The organism is Sphingobacterium sp. UDSM-2020 (genome assembly GCF_016132525.1).
Lineage (GTDB): Bacteria > Bacteroidota > Bacteroidia > Sphingobacteriales > Sphingobacteriaceae > Sphingobacterium > Sphingobacterium anhuiense.
Map to the genome: position 1 here is coordinate 3,520,625 of NZ_CP066166.1, position 16,228 is coordinate 3,536,852.

At 36.3% G+C, this 16,228-nt stretch carries 13 protein-coding genes; 4 read left to right on the forward strand and 9 right to left on the reverse strand.

Annotation, left to right across the window (positions count from 1 at the left end):
• Window positions 1-132: 132 nt before the first annotated feature.
• The 3 genes from JAZ75_RS14775 to JAZ75_RS14785 all read right to left on the reverse strand — a co-directional run bounded on the left by JAZ75_RS14775 (window position 133) and on the right by JAZ75_RS14785 (window position 3,367).
• On the reverse strand, window positions 133-1,329 hold the full coding sequence (locus JAZ75_RS14775; protein ID WP_183915675.1) for an AI-2E family transporter: 1,197 nt from the start codon (window positions 1,327-1,329) through the stop codon (window positions 133-135).
• A gap of 46 nt (window positions 1,330-1,375) precedes the next feature.
• Window positions 1,376-2,554: an MFS transporter gene (locus JAZ75_RS14780; RefSeq protein WP_183915673.1), complete on the reverse strand. Its 1,179-nt coding sequence runs from the start codon at window positions 2,552-2,554 to the stop codon at window positions 1,376-1,378.
• Between the two features lie 63 nt (window positions 2,555-2,617).
• Entirely contained in the window at window positions 2,618-3,367 is a 750-nt protein-coding gene (locus JAZ75_RS14785; protein ID WP_208696338.1) for a TrmH family RNA methyltransferase, read from the reverse strand.
• Between the two features lie 6 nt (window positions 3,368-3,373).
• Between JAZ75_RS14785 and JAZ75_RS14790 the strand changes: the two genes are divergently transcribed.
• Window positions 3,374-5,719: a BamA/TamA family outer membrane protein gene (locus JAZ75_RS14790; protein WP_208696340.1), complete on the forward strand. Its 2,346-nt coding sequence runs from the start codon at window positions 3,374-3,376 to the stop codon at window positions 5,717-5,719.
• On the opposite strand, the gene JAZ75_RS14795 is transcribed toward JAZ75_RS14790, so the two are convergent.
• Window positions 5,716-6,243, reverse strand: a complete 528-nt coding sequence (locus JAZ75_RS14795) for a hypothetical protein (protein ID WP_132772284.1) — start codon at window positions 6,241-6,243, stop codon at window positions 5,716-5,718. The genes JAZ75_RS14790 and JAZ75_RS14795 overlap by 4 nt on opposite strands.
• 309 nt (window positions 6,244-6,552) lie before the next feature.
• Here JAZ75_RS14795 and JAZ75_RS14800 point away from each other — a divergent pair, with 309 nt between their 5' ends.
• Window positions 6,553-6,810, forward strand: a complete 258-nt coding sequence (locus JAZ75_RS14800; RefSeq protein ID WP_021187767.1) for a hypothetical protein — start codon at window positions 6,553-6,555, stop codon at window positions 6,808-6,810.
• Window positions 6,811-7,065: 255 nt separating this feature from the next.
• Here JAZ75_RS14800 and JAZ75_RS14805 read toward each other — a convergent pair whose 3' ends face one another.
• From JAZ75_RS14805 to JAZ75_RS14820, 4 genes are all read right to left on the reverse strand, one after another.
• Window positions 7,066-7,479 carry a hypothetical protein gene (locus JAZ75_RS14805; protein WP_021187768.1) on the reverse strand — a complete coding sequence of 138 codons (414 nt, stop codon included), beginning with the start codon at window positions 7,477-7,479 and terminating at the stop codon, window positions 7,066-7,068.
• A gap of 45 nt (window positions 7,480-7,524) precedes the next feature.
• Complete coding sequence (locus JAZ75_RS14810) at window positions 7,525-9,174, reverse strand: M28 family metallopeptidase (RefSeq protein ID WP_208696342.1); 1,650 nt, start codon at window positions 9,172-9,174, stop codon at window positions 7,525-7,527.
• Window positions 9,158-9,796, reverse strand: a complete 639-nt coding sequence (locus JAZ75_RS14815; protein WP_021187770.1) for a SprT-like domain-containing protein — start codon at window positions 9,794-9,796, stop codon at window positions 9,158-9,160. The genes JAZ75_RS14810 and JAZ75_RS14815 overlap by 17 nt, the downstream gene beginning before the upstream one ends.
• 101 nt (window positions 9,797-9,897) lie before the next feature.
• Window positions 9,898-11,508 carry a DUF4139 domain-containing protein gene (locus tag JAZ75_RS14820; RefSeq protein ID WP_208696344.1) on the reverse strand — a complete coding sequence of 537 codons (1,611 nt, stop codon included), beginning with the start codon at window positions 11,506-11,508 and terminating at the stop codon, window positions 9,898-9,900.
• Window positions 11,509-11,867: 359 nt separating this feature from the next.
• Between JAZ75_RS14820 and JAZ75_RS14825 the strand changes: the two genes are divergently transcribed.
• Both JAZ75_RS14825 and recN read left to right on the forward strand, forming a co-directional pair.
• Entirely contained in the window at window positions 11,868-12,761 is an 894-nt protein-coding gene (locus JAZ75_RS14825) for an alkaline phosphatase family protein (protein ID WP_208696346.1), read from the forward strand.
• A gap of 496 nt (window positions 12,762-13,257) precedes the next feature.
• The gene (gene recN, locus JAZ75_RS14830) at window positions 13,258-14,925 is read left to right on the forward strand and encodes a DNA repair protein RecN (RefSeq protein ID WP_132845923.1); all 1,668 of its coding nucleotides are present in this window, start codon (window positions 13,258-13,260) and stop codon (window positions 14,923-14,925) included.
• Between the two features lie 202 nt (window positions 14,926-15,127).
• Here recN and JAZ75_RS14835 read toward each other — a convergent pair whose 3' ends face one another.
• Window positions 15,128-15,604, reverse strand: a complete 477-nt coding sequence (locus JAZ75_RS14835; protein WP_021187772.1) for a helix-turn-helix domain-containing protein — start codon at window positions 15,602-15,604, stop codon at window positions 15,128-15,130.
• Window positions 15,605-16,228: the final 624 nt, after the last annotated feature.

Sequence of the window (16,228 nt, forward strand, 5' to 3'; positions counted from 1 at the left end):
AGGAATACACTTAATTCAGCAATGTCAACCATCAAAAATCCGGTTGCAATAAAAGATCATATAAAATAATTCGTCCAAGAATCATCTTTCAGATCCTTGGACGAATTGTTTTATCACTTAGTAAAAGAGTATTTACAGTTTTTTATCTGTACTGTTTGTATCATCCGGCGAAGCCGATTCCACAACAGTTGGTGTAAGAAACTTTTTAGGTTTCCGTACAATTCCCCATTTTTGAAGCAGTTCCTGTGTTGCATTTCGTTTGAGATGCTCTTTTTCAGGCTCACCGATTAAATATCCGAAAGGCTCCATGCTAGGGATCGCATCAAAAATCACCTTTAAGGTTGCGAACATCGGTAGCGCTAGAATTAATCCTGCTAAACCAAAAATCATTCCGCCCAGTAGAATAGCAATAATGGCCATCAGGGGATTGATACTTACTTTGCTGCCGACGATATTAGGAGTAATGATATTACCTTCTAAAAATTGAACCACCTGGAACCAGGCAATCACACCGACCGCATATAAAGCACTATCTTTTGTCGCCAACGCAAACAAAGCCGGTAAGATTGAGCCAATAGCGATACCGATATAAGGCAATAACATGAGCAAAGAAGCCATAGAGCCGAAAAACCAGGCGTATTGAATACCCATCAACATGAGACCTACTGTATTCAGCACAGCGACAATTCCCATCACCATTACAAGCCCCAGACAATAACTTTGTACTACCTCATAGATTTTGCTCAGTACAGCATGAATTTTCTTGTTATCGGTGTTTTTAAATGCTTTAAAGAAAAACTCTTTAAAAAAATCACGGTAGTAAAGGAGAAAGAAAATAAAGATAGGAACTAAGATAACACCTGCTAATGTACTTCCGATTGAACCAAAAGCTGTTGACATATAACCACCCACATTTTCTAAAGCATTATTTCCTTGCTCTTTCATCTTTTGAATCACCTCACTTCGCTCTAATCCGAATTGAGATTGAATCCAGTTCTGTATCGATTCTACAGCAGCCAATACTTTTTCCTGAATCGCTACAGCATCTTTTCCAATGATAATACTTTGATGTACAATAAACCATATCAAAGTGCTGATAATTAAGATGGCAATAATAACAGCCATGATAGAAGCGGCCGCCTTCCCAAATCTCAATTTATTTTCAAAAAAAGATGCAATCGGGTAGAGCGTCATTGAAAGAATGATCGCAAAAAGTAACGGTACGATAACACTTTGAGTAACATATAAAAATCCGATGATTAATGCTAGGGCAAACAAACTTGAGGCAAGCTCAACTGAATACGGTTTTTTTCCTGATTTACTTTCCATATATGACTGCTAACAAATAAAGGGTTAATCTTAATTGAGAATACAATTAAGCTTTTTTCTTTCTATAGCTAAATCCTTGCCAAAAAAACATATACAGTAAAGCGATACCTAAAAACAAAGCGTTAAAATACATCACTTGCGGTATCCGGGTGATAATATCCTGATAGTACATCCCTGCAAATAAGGCACCTAAACCAATACCTGCCTCCATCGATATGTACATCGTCGCTACCGCACGTCCACGTTGATTATGCTTACCAAGGTCTATAGTCCAGGCATTGATCGCAGGAGATAAGATTCCTGTACCGATACCGTATATACTTGCACCTAACATCAGCTTGTTAAAGGAATCTCCCTGTCCGATGAGGAACAAAGAAATACCAACAATGAGTAAACCGATCATAATTACTTTGGTACGTCCATATTTATCCGATGCTTTTCCAGATATGAAGCGGATCAAAATTGATGCAATCGTATATGCAGCAAAGAATATCCCTTTGTTGCTCAGGTTGAGGTGATCACTCCAATCGGGGATTAATGTCAATATGGCTCCGAATGCGGAGTAAGATAGAAACGTTACAATTCCCGCTGGTAATACACCGATATCAATGATGTCGGTACGCGAGATTTTGAACATGGATAAATTGAGCTTTTCTTTTTTTGCAAGTGTTTCCTTCATATTCATGACAATAACAATAGAAAGAAGTGCAAAAAGAGATGAGCTATAGAACATGATATTGATACCAAAGTATTGGAAAATTGCACTACCGATAGCGGGACCTACTGCACCACCAATTGCAAAACAGAGACCATGCATCCCCAAAGCCTCACCCCAGCGTTCGCGCGGAATAATATCAGCAACATAAGCTGAAGTAGCAGTAGGTTTGAAACCTGTCGAAAAACCATGAATCAATCTCAAAAGAAGAAAACCGGAGACTGTGGTGAGTATCGGATACAGAAAACCACATAAAAAACAAACAATAGATCCGATGGCCATAACCGGTACGCGTCCCCATCGATCGGTCAATTTACCACTGAAAGGACGTGAGATACCAGCTGTTAAAGTAAATAGAGCTATGATGAGACCTTTATGTTCAGCACCTCCCATTTGACTCAGGTAGTTCGGAAGTTCTGGAATAATCATATTGAAACTTGCAGAGAAAAGTAACGAACTCAGACAGAGAAGGGCAAATTGTAATGTATATATGGATTTATTTTCAGTCATGGTAAACGGACTCTTGTTTGTGTAAAAAATGAATCGCCTTCTTTTTGAAGAGAAGGCGATGTCTTATAATTTTTTTGTTCGCGCTATTTCCGAACAAAAGATCGTGGTTGCTACAGCGACATTTAAAGATTCTGCCTTACCGATCCTCGGAATCGTGACAGGTTTGTCGACCAATTCGATGAGCTCATCCGAAATTCCATTTCCCTCATTTCCAAGAACAAGGAGACCTTCATCTCTCCAGTCGGTTTCGTAAATACTATCGCCGTTGAGTAAAGCACCAAAAACAGGTAATTTAGCGTCTTGAATAAAAGCCTTTAAATCGAGGTAATGGATCTCGATACGTGAAAGAGAACCCATTGTAGCCTGGACGACTTTAGGGTTATAAGCATCGACAGTACCGATCGAACAAAGGATCCGTTGAAAACCAAACCATTCAGCTGTGCGGATAATGGTGCCGAGATTTCCAGGATCCTGGATGTCATCCAATAGTAAGGTGTGCTGTCCTTTGAAATCTTTTATGGCTAAAGCCTCCTGTTTCGGTATATGTACCAGAGCTAGTATACCCTGCGGAGATTTTAAGCTGCTGATTTTTTGAAATTCGTTTTCAGTCAGCACATAAGATTTTATTTTTCCCGATATTTTACCCACTTTTGCGAGTACATCTTCTGTATAAAATAAGCTGTCAACTTGATAAGAGGAAGATAGAAATTCGATAACAGATTTTATTCCTTCGACAATAAAAAGACCATGTTGTTTGCGAAACTTTTTATTTTGAAGTGATGATATTAGAGTAATTTGTGCTTTTGACAACATTTTTTAATGATAAATAATCAACGCCTTTTAGCTTTTACAAGTATAACGCTTTTGTTGCTAATTTTCACATCTTGCCGTACAGCACGTTTCTTAAATGAGGACCAAGCTTTGGTAGATCATGTGGATATCCATGGTGTGAAACCTGAGCTCAAAGAAACAACCTCACTCTACATCTCGAATGAGATTAAGGTCAATTCGCGGGTTAACTTATTTATCTATAATCTTTTTAATACAAAAGATGGAAAATATAAGAAACGTAATATCAGAAATGTCGGTGAAGCCCCCCATTTATTAGATTCTGGTTTAGTTGATTTATCTGCGACACAGATAAAAAGATTTTTATTTACAAAAGGTTATTTTGGTGCCAGCGTAACACCTGAAATAGCAGTTAAGAAGAAAAGAGCGACCATTCATTTTAATGTTACTCAGGGCGATCCCTACTACATGAGCAAAATTACGTACAACTTTGCAGATCCTATAGTTGCCGACCTTTATAAAAAAGAAGTAAAACCAGCTACAGTTATCAAAGAAGGAGATCAATATGATGCGGTAAACCTGATCACAGAAAGAGAAAAATTGTATATGGCTATGCGTGATCATGGCTATTTTGATTATATCCGTCAATACATGCGTGTTGCTGTAGATTCGATGTCAAAGAAAAATCAGTTAAATTTAGAAGTGCAGGTTGAAAATCCAAGCGATTCAACAAAACATCAGGCATATACCATCGATAATATCTTTGTTACTATTCGAAATTTTGGAACAGCAAAGAAAGAAATTAAACAGACATTTGACAGCATCAATAAGATCCATTTCACAGACGAAACAAATAATTTTCGTCTGAAACCATTGACCAGATATATGTATATCAAATCTGGGAATCCTTACAATCTGACGAAAGAAAATCTTTCTTACGATCGTTTGTACGAAATGAATGGATTTCGGAGTGTTAAAATTCATTATCAAAAGACAGATTCAAATAAATTGGATGCTTTCTATGAGATGGTACCTCGCCCGTTGATGGGAAATCAGATTGAAGGTGAATTTACACTGAGTTCAGGGATGAGCGGTTTTAATATCGGAAATACATTTTCACATCGTAATATCTTTGGCGGAGCCGAACTATTGGAAGTAAAATTACGTTATGGTATTTTGTTTGACCCTAGACTTAGTGGTAGCATTTCTAACAAAATCTTTAATAATGATATTCAGATCGGTGTAAATCTGATTGTCCCACGTATGATGACACCTTTTCCTGTTAGCAATACCGCACAGTATGGTTTAGCCAAAACAACTTTTTCGACGAGCTTACAAATCTTCAATCAGGATGCCACCTATTCAAACCGTTATTTTATCAATACATTAAATTACTCCTGGCACGAATCTGCAAACAAATTCCACAGCTTTACGCCAATTGTATTAGAATATAGACAAGGACGTTTAAACGATAATTTTGCTCAGAACCTGATAGATCAGGGGTACTTATTATATGTACGAAGTAATAACCGCGAGTATTTTGGTCTGGGATCCCAGTACGCATTCACTTATAACGCCAAGAAGCTGACCAAGAAGGAAAATTTTAATTATTTCAAAGGCTCAGTAGATTTAAGTGGTAATATTTTAGATCTTGTAAGCCGGGTAGTTAAGTTTGACCGGACGGCGGATGGCGAAAAAAAGGTTCTTGGAGTACCTTATTTGCAGTATGCCAAAACGGAATTAGACTATCGTCTTTATCGTAATCTAGGGGGCAATAGACAATTTGTTTTTAGGATCAATCCAGGTATTGCTATTCCTTATGGAAACAATTCGACGCTCATGATTTTCGAAAAAAGCTTTTACGGTGGCGGAATGAATGGCATGCGTGCCTGGCAAGCTCGGACATTGGGTCCCGGAAATTATAATCGCGAAAGTGTAAATGAAGATTTACGGTTGAACCTTCGGAACTTAGATCAATTGGGGGAAATCAAAATTGAAGGAAATGCTGAATATCGTTTCCGTATATTAAATAGTGTTTTAGGAGCTAAGATGAATGGTGCTACCTTTGTAGACTTTGGAAATGTTTGGCGATTAAAAGAGAACGAATTAAATCCAGGCGGAGAGTTTAAGTTTAATAAATTTTTAAATCAGATTGCAATAGGAACGGGTTTTGGACTTCGTTTTGATTCCGACTATTTTATTATCCGATTGGATGCAGGACTTAAAGTTAAAGATCCGCAATTCTCAGGAAGCGATCAATGGGTTTTAAAACATTTTTTCGATTCCAAAGAATTTAAGGATCAGTATTACCAGACACATAGGCCTGACCGTTATAATTTTATTCAGTATAACTTTGGTATTGGATTACCTTTTTAGAAAATTAAGTTTTTTAAACTTGCAAAAATAGACTCTATAATAGACGAGATATTTAGGCCCTGCGAGTGATTGAAGAAAAAGAAACATACAGCCAGTACAATTGCCGTTAATAATAGTTTCTTAAATGCATAAGCAATAAGTAAGATCACTGCCGGGATAATGAGAAACATAAGTCCGCTGATCGCAAAAGCTGACAATCCTTTGTCAGATTTATAGATATAAAATAGTCGACCTTTTGATCTGTCTTGATTCTTATGTTTGAAGAATACAAATGTTGAGGATTCAATTTTATCATTTGGAACCCCAATTCCATCGTGGAACTGTAAGTCCTGGGTAAACCCATTAATGCTAAACTTATACGTACCGTTGATACGTTCATTTGTCTTCTCTGCCGAATCTACAGCTATAATGGCAAGTTTCCCATTGCCTGATAAATTTTCTTTTACTATAAAATTCTCTATTTTTTGCATTTGTGCATGCCCTAAAAATGGAATTAACAGCAGGAGAAACAATAATTTTTTCATTATATAATTTGTTTTTTAACGGATATGAAGCGATCATGATCTGCACTTAGCTATCTGTAAGATCATGATGGTTTCATTATTAAATTTGTTTTTTATCAATAATGAAGCAATCATAAATCCAGTATTCTTCAAGATTTGAACTGATTTAGTTCATGATGTTTCATTAAAAATTGTTTGCGTTGCAATTTTAGACATTTTCTATCTCTTTATAAAATAGATAGCCTTAATAATTCAATAAATGTTTTTGTTATTTTATTTCCGAAACAATGAATAATTTGTACCTTTGTCTTGTAAAAAAATTAAATCGAAATGGCAGAAACAGTACAACATAGAGAACCAAAAAAGACTGATAATAACGCAAATCAAACTCATTATTACAAGACTTTAACAATAGCTATCGTTTTGGGTCTTATAGGAGTATTCATTAGATTTGTACCAGATGTTTGCACAAACTTTGATCAACATGTATCGATGTTTTCAGCAATAGCTAACATTAGCCTTGTAGTAGCATCTCTTATCGCTTTTAGAACAGTTTTTGGAATTTTAGGATTCGGAAAAAATAAATAAGTCTTTATAAAAATATAGTAAACGTCAATTCTTTCGAATTGACGTTTTTTTTTACGCTGTTTTTCTTCGAATTGCCTTGGTACGGTTCCATCTAGATGACAGGTAACCCCCTTTTGGAGGTTAAGATATAACAAAGCATAGGGTTAAAAGTTTTAAATATTTACTTACCCGCGCCAAGATAAAATGTCGAAAAAAAAATACGCTGTTTCCCGTAAGAGAAACAGCGTATTTTTTTATCGTACGAATAGCAATTAATTATGCAAATAATGACCAAGTTCCCCAAGGAATACGTGCTAAGATTAAGATTAATCCAAGAATGTAAAAAATCAAAACAGTTTTGTTAGCTTGTTTGGCATCAGTCAATTTTTTAGCTTTTATATAACCAATAGAAATTAACACAATCGCGATAATCATCGTAAGCGGATGCTCGATAATTTTAAAACGCATCGTAGGGTCTTTCATAATAGAACCTGAGATCATGGATGGGTATTTTAATACGAAGAATAAAATCAATCCAATTAATAATTGCAAGTGAGAGGCGATAAAACCTAACAGCGCAATTTTTCTATTATACGGTTTGTTACCTGAGAAGTTTACAAAGGTAATGATGATTGAAACAATCAGAGCTAACAATAAGATAATTGCTAATGTCGAGTGTAAGTGTAACATAATTTCTTCTTTAATTAATTCTTTGAATACAAAAGTATAAAATAACTAACGCTTTTCGCCTATTTCTTTAAATTCAGATTTTTCTTTCCATTTCGGGAAAGTCGCTTCTTGACTTAAGGTGTAACCAATATCAAAAAATAGTCGAATATCGGCTAACATACCGTCAAAATTCCACTCCGGAATCACTTCATCGTTGACAGCATGATAACGGCCTTCTAATGCTTTTTTTCGTTTTTCAGTAATGGACTGATCCTTTTCCAGATAATCGTTTCCACTACCAGCATAAAATGCAGGAACACCAACCTTCGCAAAATTGAAATGATCAGAACGATAGAAGCCTCCGGATCCAGGATTGCCTTCTGATTTCGTATAGCGGTCAAATTTGAGAGCAGAACGTTCGGCATAGTCATCCATATCCGATTGCCCTTTTCCAACAATAGATACATCTTTGGTAGCACCCGCAGCACTGAAGGCATCCATATTGATATTAGCAACTGTTTTATTTAAAGGGTAAATCGGATTTCTAACATAATAATCCGATCCCAGTAATCCGTCTTCTTCCGAAGTCACTGCAAGAAATACAATGGAACGTTCGGGAGCTTTTTTAGCGGCTTTAAAAGCTTTCGCAATCTCAAATAGTGCCGCTACCCCAGCAGCATTATCAATGGCACCATTATAGATTGAGTCTCCATTGACTGCTTCGCCAATGCCGAGATGATCCCAATGTGCGGTGTAGATAATATTTTCATCTTTACGGCTTTTACCTTCGAGTCTGGCGATGACATTATTTGACTTTGATCTTTTTATTTTATTGCTGACCTCAAAATTTGTTGTTATTCCCAAAGGAACTGCTTTGAAGCCTTTTTTCTTCGCTTTTTCCATTAGTGAGTCATCATAACCTGCTAGTTTAAAAAGCTTGGATGTACTTTCTGTCGATAACCATCCTTCCACTTGTGCATATTTATGAGGGTCGCTCACATTATCTAAGTCCATCTGTGGCGCATTTCCCCAGCCTGTACGGATCACATTCCAACCGTAACTAGCTGCCTTTGTCTGATGGATTATCATAACGCCTGCGGCACCTTGACGTGCTGCTTCTTCATATTTGTATGTCCATCTTCCATAATACGTCATTGTATCGCCTTTAAATAAAGACTTATCATAATGTCCGGGATCATTGACCATGACAACGACAGTCTTTCCCTTTACATCAAGATCTTGATAATCATTCCACTGATATTCCGGAGCAACGATACCAAACCCTACAAAAACGAGCTCTGTATTTTTCAGTTCCACATGATCCTGTAGACGACGGCTTGTTACCACATAATCTGTAAGATTATTTAGTGTGAGCTCGTCTCGCGAAGATTTTAAAGATAGGCTTACATTGGGAGTGGAGGTAATCTCTACCATCGGAACTTCCTGAAAGTAACTGTTGCCATTACCTGGTTTTAGTCCTAGTGCTTTAAATTGAGCCGCGATATAGTTGGTCGCCAAAGTATCCCCCTTTGTAAAGGGTTTCCTACCCATAAATTCATCCGATGAAAGTTTGAGGATGGTGCTCTTATAGCTTTTTTCAGTGATGCTGCTGAGAGCTTTTTGATCGAGGGTATTTTGCTTCGTTTGCGCTAATACAAGATGCGGCATACCCATGCATGCTATACCTAACGCTATGTATTTAAATTGTTTTTTCATGTTGATGTGTTGTTTCAATAGGATAAATCTCCGCAATAGGATGGAAAAGATAAATTTTGTTACTGCTCAATTCTACGCATTTGTAGCGCTTTCTCACTTTTTCCTGCTTTTGAAATACCCGGCCATTCTGTAATTTGAAATGACTTTTTTCAGGTAACATTTCAACAGTTAATACCTGATCGGCATGTTTGTCAAATTTTTTAAGGGTACGAAAAAGATGAAGATCAGTACAACTGGATGCTGCCGGATTTGCTAAATATTGCGCTACAGCCGTGGCAATTTCAGCAGGAAAAATCTGAAGCCCTAAAAATGGATTCATTAAATTTTGAAAATTAGACTTCCATTCACTACCATGCGGCTTCACAGCATGTTTATGCTGTTGCCAAGTCTGCAGATGTGCAAACTCATGAATGGTGGTGATCAAGAAGGAATAGGGGTTGAGATCATGATTCACCGAAATGCGATGGCCAGCCGTACGAAAAGGTGCACGATAATCACCAAGTTTTGTACTTCGGGTTTTAGATATTTTGAATAAACAGCCCGTATCATTGATCCATCTGGAGATAATGGGAGCAGCCTCTTCGGGCATAAATCTTTTCAATGTAGCACTATAATCCTGCATAACACAAACATAACTTTTTTTATTATTATAGCACTTATGCAAAAAGAAATTAAAAAATAAAAGCCGCACTATCACTAGTGCGGCTTTAAAAAAAGAATACTTTAATAAATGTTTACCTGTTTATCTTTTGGATATTTTAAACTATAGCCAAATCGGATCTTTTTACTAGCGCCAGCAGGTACTGTGACATTCCATTTCAGTATACCGGTCTCTTTTGTTAATTCGGCACCGTCATGGTCATCGACTGTGATTTCCATCGATTTGTCTGTCGAAATTGGTATCTGGTCCTGCAGGTTGATGGTTACACTGCTCTTCTTATTATTTTTTATGGTGATCTCATACACCAAGCTTTGTTTTTTGCTTCCGCCCAATATTTTGGTTTGAGATAGATCATTCACCTTGTCACGCTTAATGCTGATCATCTTGTCTCTCCCCATGCTCATTTTGAGCGTATCGGTAGACATATTTGGATCAATAAAGGTCTTGCCAACCAGCATATTTTCAAACATGACATTTGCAATTCCGGGCATCAGATTTAGTTTTTCGTAATCTGTTAATTCCGCCATGAGATAAACGCTAGGATCTAAGCGAGGTATCGCTACATAATTGTAATTTGCCGGATGCTTGTATTCTTTTAACGATACACTATGTGGCTTGCCGTTGGATGCAATATCGTATGGGATAGTAATATCAAATGTCGTATTCAGCTGATTTTCGTTTTGCTGCGTATAAGCATTGATACCATTTGTTCCCCGAATGCGGATATTTTTTTTGTCACTTATGGTAACGACCTCATCAAGCACAAGGCCTGAAGCCTTATTTTGCAAAGCTTGAGGAAGCGTGGGCTGATTATAATACAGTTGCCAAGGAACTAGCGTTGGCGCTATTCCGTATTGAGACGGAGCACCTGTTGACAAGGTCAGATGAACCTGTTTCCAGTCGATCCCGGTTTCTTGCGTGACATTCGCTTTGTAAATAATTTCCAACGGTGCAGTAGTACTAGCGGATCGTAGATCATATGATGCATTCCAGGATGCCTGTGAAGATGTGTACGTAATGTCGAAAGGTTGATTTCCAGCTTGGTTATTGATAACCTGAACAATCAGTTGTCCCCCTGAACCTGTTGTTTGTCCCTGTACCTCTTCTAGCTGGACTTTTGCTCTGTTAACGACATCTTGCTGGCTAACGATTTTATCTTCTAATATGGTAATATTACTTTTTACCTCCAGGTATTTAGTCTTATAATAATCGGCCATTTTAGCAAGTTCAGCAACAGTGGTACTACCATTTGTTCCAGCTATTTTTTGATTGTTTTCCAGTAGTTTTAAGATACTTTCTTCCGTAGCCTTTTGATTTTCAAAAGCTTTTAAAGCGTTAGCCTCCTTTTTGTATAAATTCTCTGCTTGTACAAATGCATCACTTTTGACATCAGCACCAATATAATTGACAGCTGACCGTACGGACATCACCGTTACGTTAGGAGAGCTTCCGATCTGAATACTGTTTTCATCGATGCCATTTGCAACATGTGTAAATACAAGTTCACTAGTTCCTGTGGGCAGGTTTACGGTAGCATGATGATTCAGTTCAGCCGCATTGGTATACAGCATAACCTCTTTTAAATCCGTCTTAATAATTTTGGGGCTCTGTGCAAATAAACTGCCACTGATGATGATGCTACCAATTGTTAATGAAATCTTTGTTATCTCCATCTTGTTCATTTAGTAATTTATATAAAGATGCGGTAATTAGTTTTATTTCATAAAAATAATTTGGCGCAGGAATAATGTTGCCCGCTGTATCTGGAATAATAGATTGGGAACTGCTAGTATGGATACAATATGCTATAGATGAATTTTGTTTTAAAAGAAAGAGTAGGTATTTAATAAAAGGCTGCTTATCAGTAGGTAAACGGTGGTTTAGAAAATTGTAATTTTAGTTTTAATAAACAAAGTTTATGTTTGCTAAACAAAAGATATTTTCTAACTTTAGTTTTACCAATGTAATGGGACCGAATTGTTCTGGTGATGCAGTGAGTGAAATTCTGTAAAAAAATATAATATATAATACCATGAAAATAAGAGTATTAATAGTAGCATTGTTTATACTGGTTTACGTTAATGTAAACGCACAAAGGGTAGTTATAATTGGCCTTGATGGTTTTAGTACTGAAGGGTTCAACGGTTCTAAACACCCTAATATTGATCGGTTATTTGAAAAAGGACTGATTACGTTGACAAATAGGCCCGTAATGCCATCGATCACATTGCCCAATTGGACAAGTCATTTAACGGGACAGGGACCGGAAGAACACGGTATAACAGCCAACAACTGGACAATGGAAAACCATACATTAAAAGCCATAGAAACAGATGAGCAGGGATATAGTCCGTCTATCTTCAAGGTATTGAAAGATAAAAAAAACAATGCAAAAACATCATTTTACTACAACTGGGCCGAATTAATCAATCCAATTAACAAAAAATATTTGGATGAAGTCTCCTTTGAGGAAGGCGACAGGTATAAAGATAATTATGCAAAAGCATTGAAATTTATAGAGAAAAATAAAAATGATCCTACTTTAGTCTTTTTGTATAGTGTGCATACAGACCATGCAGGACATGAATATGGATGGATGTCGCCGCAGTATATTACAGCAATTGAAGAGGTGGATGTAGAAATCGGTAATTTCATTAATAAGCTTAAAGAACAAAAGCTTTACGATGATACCTACTTTTTGTTTATTACAGATCATGGCGGTATAAAAAAAGGTCATGGTGGCGTGACTATGAATGAAATGCAGATTCCATGGGCGATTACCGGTCCAAAAATTAAAAATCTAGGGCTTACTGATCAGTTTTTTAATAGTAATAAAAATACCTCTTTGGTACTCGCTAAGCTATTTGGCTTGAAGAATATTCCAAAATCCTGGACAGGAATTGCGCCAACTGTGATTTTTAAATAACGATATGTTTCTGCTCCCGCTAGGCAGAGATCTGAAAGACAGGTATACGAAAATTTATCGTGCCTGTCTTTTTTTATTCAAATGCTTTTACTTATGATACTTGCCGAAGTGTTCTTTTCCCTTTTGTGCTAATACAAATTAACGCGCGCACTTCGTATACATTCGCTTATTTATCTTGTCTCCCTTACATATATTTTTGTACAGCTAGATGGTTATATAGGTTTGTTTTTCTTCCACATACCGCTTATTTATACTAATATAAATAGATTTTTAGCTATTTATATTAGTAAATTATCATTTATTGTTTTATCTTAGTGCTGGAAATTTTTATAGTTAGCTCGTTTTCAGTTAGCTTATAAAAAGATAATATTTATTATCTTTCCGATATTAAATAATTCTTGATGGTAACGGAGAGAGCGATATATTCGTTTAAATTTGATAGCGTTCAAGATTAATCTCATATAAATTAAGTCAAAAAATAGACACATAAAAAAATATGCTAGCGAGATTAGATATTAAGAATTACGCATTGATTGACGAATTATCAATTCAATTTGATAAAGGATTGAATATCATCACAGGTGAAACTGGTGCGGGTAAGTCAATTATCATGGGTGCGCTATCCCTTATTTTAGGAAGTAGGGTAGAAGGAAAATATTTTTTTAATCAAAATAAGAAATGCAGCATTGAAGGTTTTTTTCAAATTGAAGCATACGATCTGAAAGGTTTTTTTCAGGAACATGATCTGGATTATGAAAATGAAACCATTATTCGTCGTGAAATTAGTGTAGATGGTAAGTCGCGTGCTTTTGTGAACGATTCACCAGTTACCTTAGCTATCCTTAAAAGTTTAGGTGAAAAGTTGATTGATATTCATTCACAGCATGCCACCTTGCAGATCAATACGGAAGAATTTCAGTTTTTGGTCGTGGATAATGTAGCAAAGTCCACTGCTTTAAAAGCGGGTTACCTAACCTCATTTTTAAGGTATAAAAAAGTTAAAAACGAATTAAGAAAGATAAAGGAACAAGCCAAGCAAGCTCATATTGAAGCAGATTTTAATCAATTTCAGTTTGATGAGCTTCATCAAGCATCGCTAACTGCAGATGAGCAGGTAAATTTGGAGGCCGAGCAGCAACAACTTGAGAATGCAGAAGAGATAAAAAGAGGTTTACTTGGTGCCGTACATATCTTAGAGGAGCAGGAGCAGAACGTAATCTTACAGGTGAAAGAATCTTTAGGTCAGTTAGAGTCTGTAGCTTCTTATCTTACAGCTTTGCCCGATCTGGTCAATCGACTTCGGAGTGTCTGGATAGAGGCCAAGGATATTGCTACAGAAATTGGTTATCTGGAGCAGGGAACAAATTTGGATCAGGACAAATTATTGTTGATCAATGAACGTTTGAGTTTGATTTATAACCTTCAAAAGAAGCATCATGTCGATACAGTTGAAGACTTAATAGCAATCAAAGATGCTTTAGAACAAAAACTACTGGATGTTAATAGTCAGGATGAGCGAATTATTGCCTTAGAGAAAGAGCTGACCGAGACTTATCAGCAGGCTTTAGAAAAAGGAAAAGCATTAACTGAATTGCGGAAAAAAGCTTTACCTCAAATTGAAAAGCATGTCGTTTCAATCTTAGCGGAAGTAGGCATGCCAAATGCCAAACTGGAAGTCAGGCTGGAGGATTTAGCGGAAAATGAACTGAAAGAAAATGGAATGAACAGTATCCAATTTTTATTTTCGGCAAATAAAGGACAGGAATTACAGACAATTCATAAGGTTGCTTCAGGTGGAGAGTTATCGCGTGTTATGCTTGCGATTAAATCTTTGATTGCAAAGAGTTCAGCATTACCGACGATTATTTTTGATGAAATTGATACCGGTATTTCTGGTGAAGTAGCATTGAAAGTTGGGGAGATTATGGAACGCTTAGCCGGAGATATGCAAGTTATTGCGATTTCTCATTTACCTCAGATCGCATCAAAAGGTAGATCTCATTTTAAAGTCTATAAAATTGATGAAGGTGATAAAACAAAATCTAATATTGTGCTTTTAAATCAAGAAGAGCGTATCAAAGAAATCGCTCAGATGTTGAGTGGAATAAAACCTACCTCTGCAGCACTAGCGCATGCTAAGGCCTTGTTAAATATTGTTGATTAGTACGTGTCAGTACTAAAAATCATCTGGTCAATTTTGGTGTGCAGGTATGTTTAAGATAGATAAAGAGTTAACAACATTATCCTTGATAGAGTGCTTGAATTTTGTACTTCTATAAGTTTTCGGCGTCTCAGCTTATTCAAAGGTCTTGCATAAGCTGAGATTGCTCATAAAATATATGATGAGATGTTGAATATTTGATCAATTAACTATTTCTATCCTCTTTCAATTTTTTCACTTCACTGGCCAGATCTAAAACCGCTTTACTTAATGCTGCAATAGATTGTGTTTTGATACGGTCTTCCTCAATGAATTTTTCCAGTAGTGCCAATAATTTGTCGGAACCATCAGAATTGAATGTTGGTTGGGTATGCTGACTATGACTTTGATCTATTGCATGATCATTAAATGTATTCGTGTTATTCTGGATATTATATATTACATTTTCGTCTTTAAACGATTTGACGAAATCTGGTGTTACCCCAAGTGCATCTGCCAATTCTTTTAAAAGAGGTTCGTCAAAAGCAACCATATTTTCAAAATCAGAAATACGTTGTTGAGAGTATTTGCTTCTGCATAATTGCCCAAGGGCCTCTTGTTTAATTCCTTGAATTTCTCTTATCCGTTTTATATTGTGACCGATGTGCATGGTTTCTTTTTTTTCTTCAAAAATAGTGTTCATATGCTATGATTTTGTGGATCGGTACTATACCGGTAAATCGGTAGGATACCATGGAATGATTATGGTTGACAAAGTATAAATTTGATTTAAAATTACGAAAGTTTGTTGGTAAAGACAAAATGTAATGTGTTCCTCTGCAAGAGGAATTATAAACCAAGAATAAACTTCTTAGTTCTTTGACATATTGCTATTGATTGGAATAGTTAGTGGGATAGGACTCACTACGTGATGAATTTGAAGGTGAGGAAGTTAGGGAGTTGGAAGGAAAGTTTCTAGCTCACCATATAAAATAATTGAGGCTTCTTGTGACGCCGTAAAGTGAGGGTTTTTACCACTCACTGAATACCGAAAATAACAGTTTTGTTATTGACCATAATTTGAAAGGTATATATAACACTAAGGCTGTTCGCATGTTATGTGAAAAGGTTGTTACTGTCTACAATTTGAAAGATATATACAACAAGATCTAATAACTGTTGTAAAGTGCAGTTGTTTTTACTGACTACAAATTGAAAGGTATTTATAACCGTGATGCCGATATATAACACTCTGATTTTGTTGTTACTAACCGAAATTTAAAAAAAGCGTTTGAAAATAGTTAGAATTTAAAGGGTTAGAAGGTTA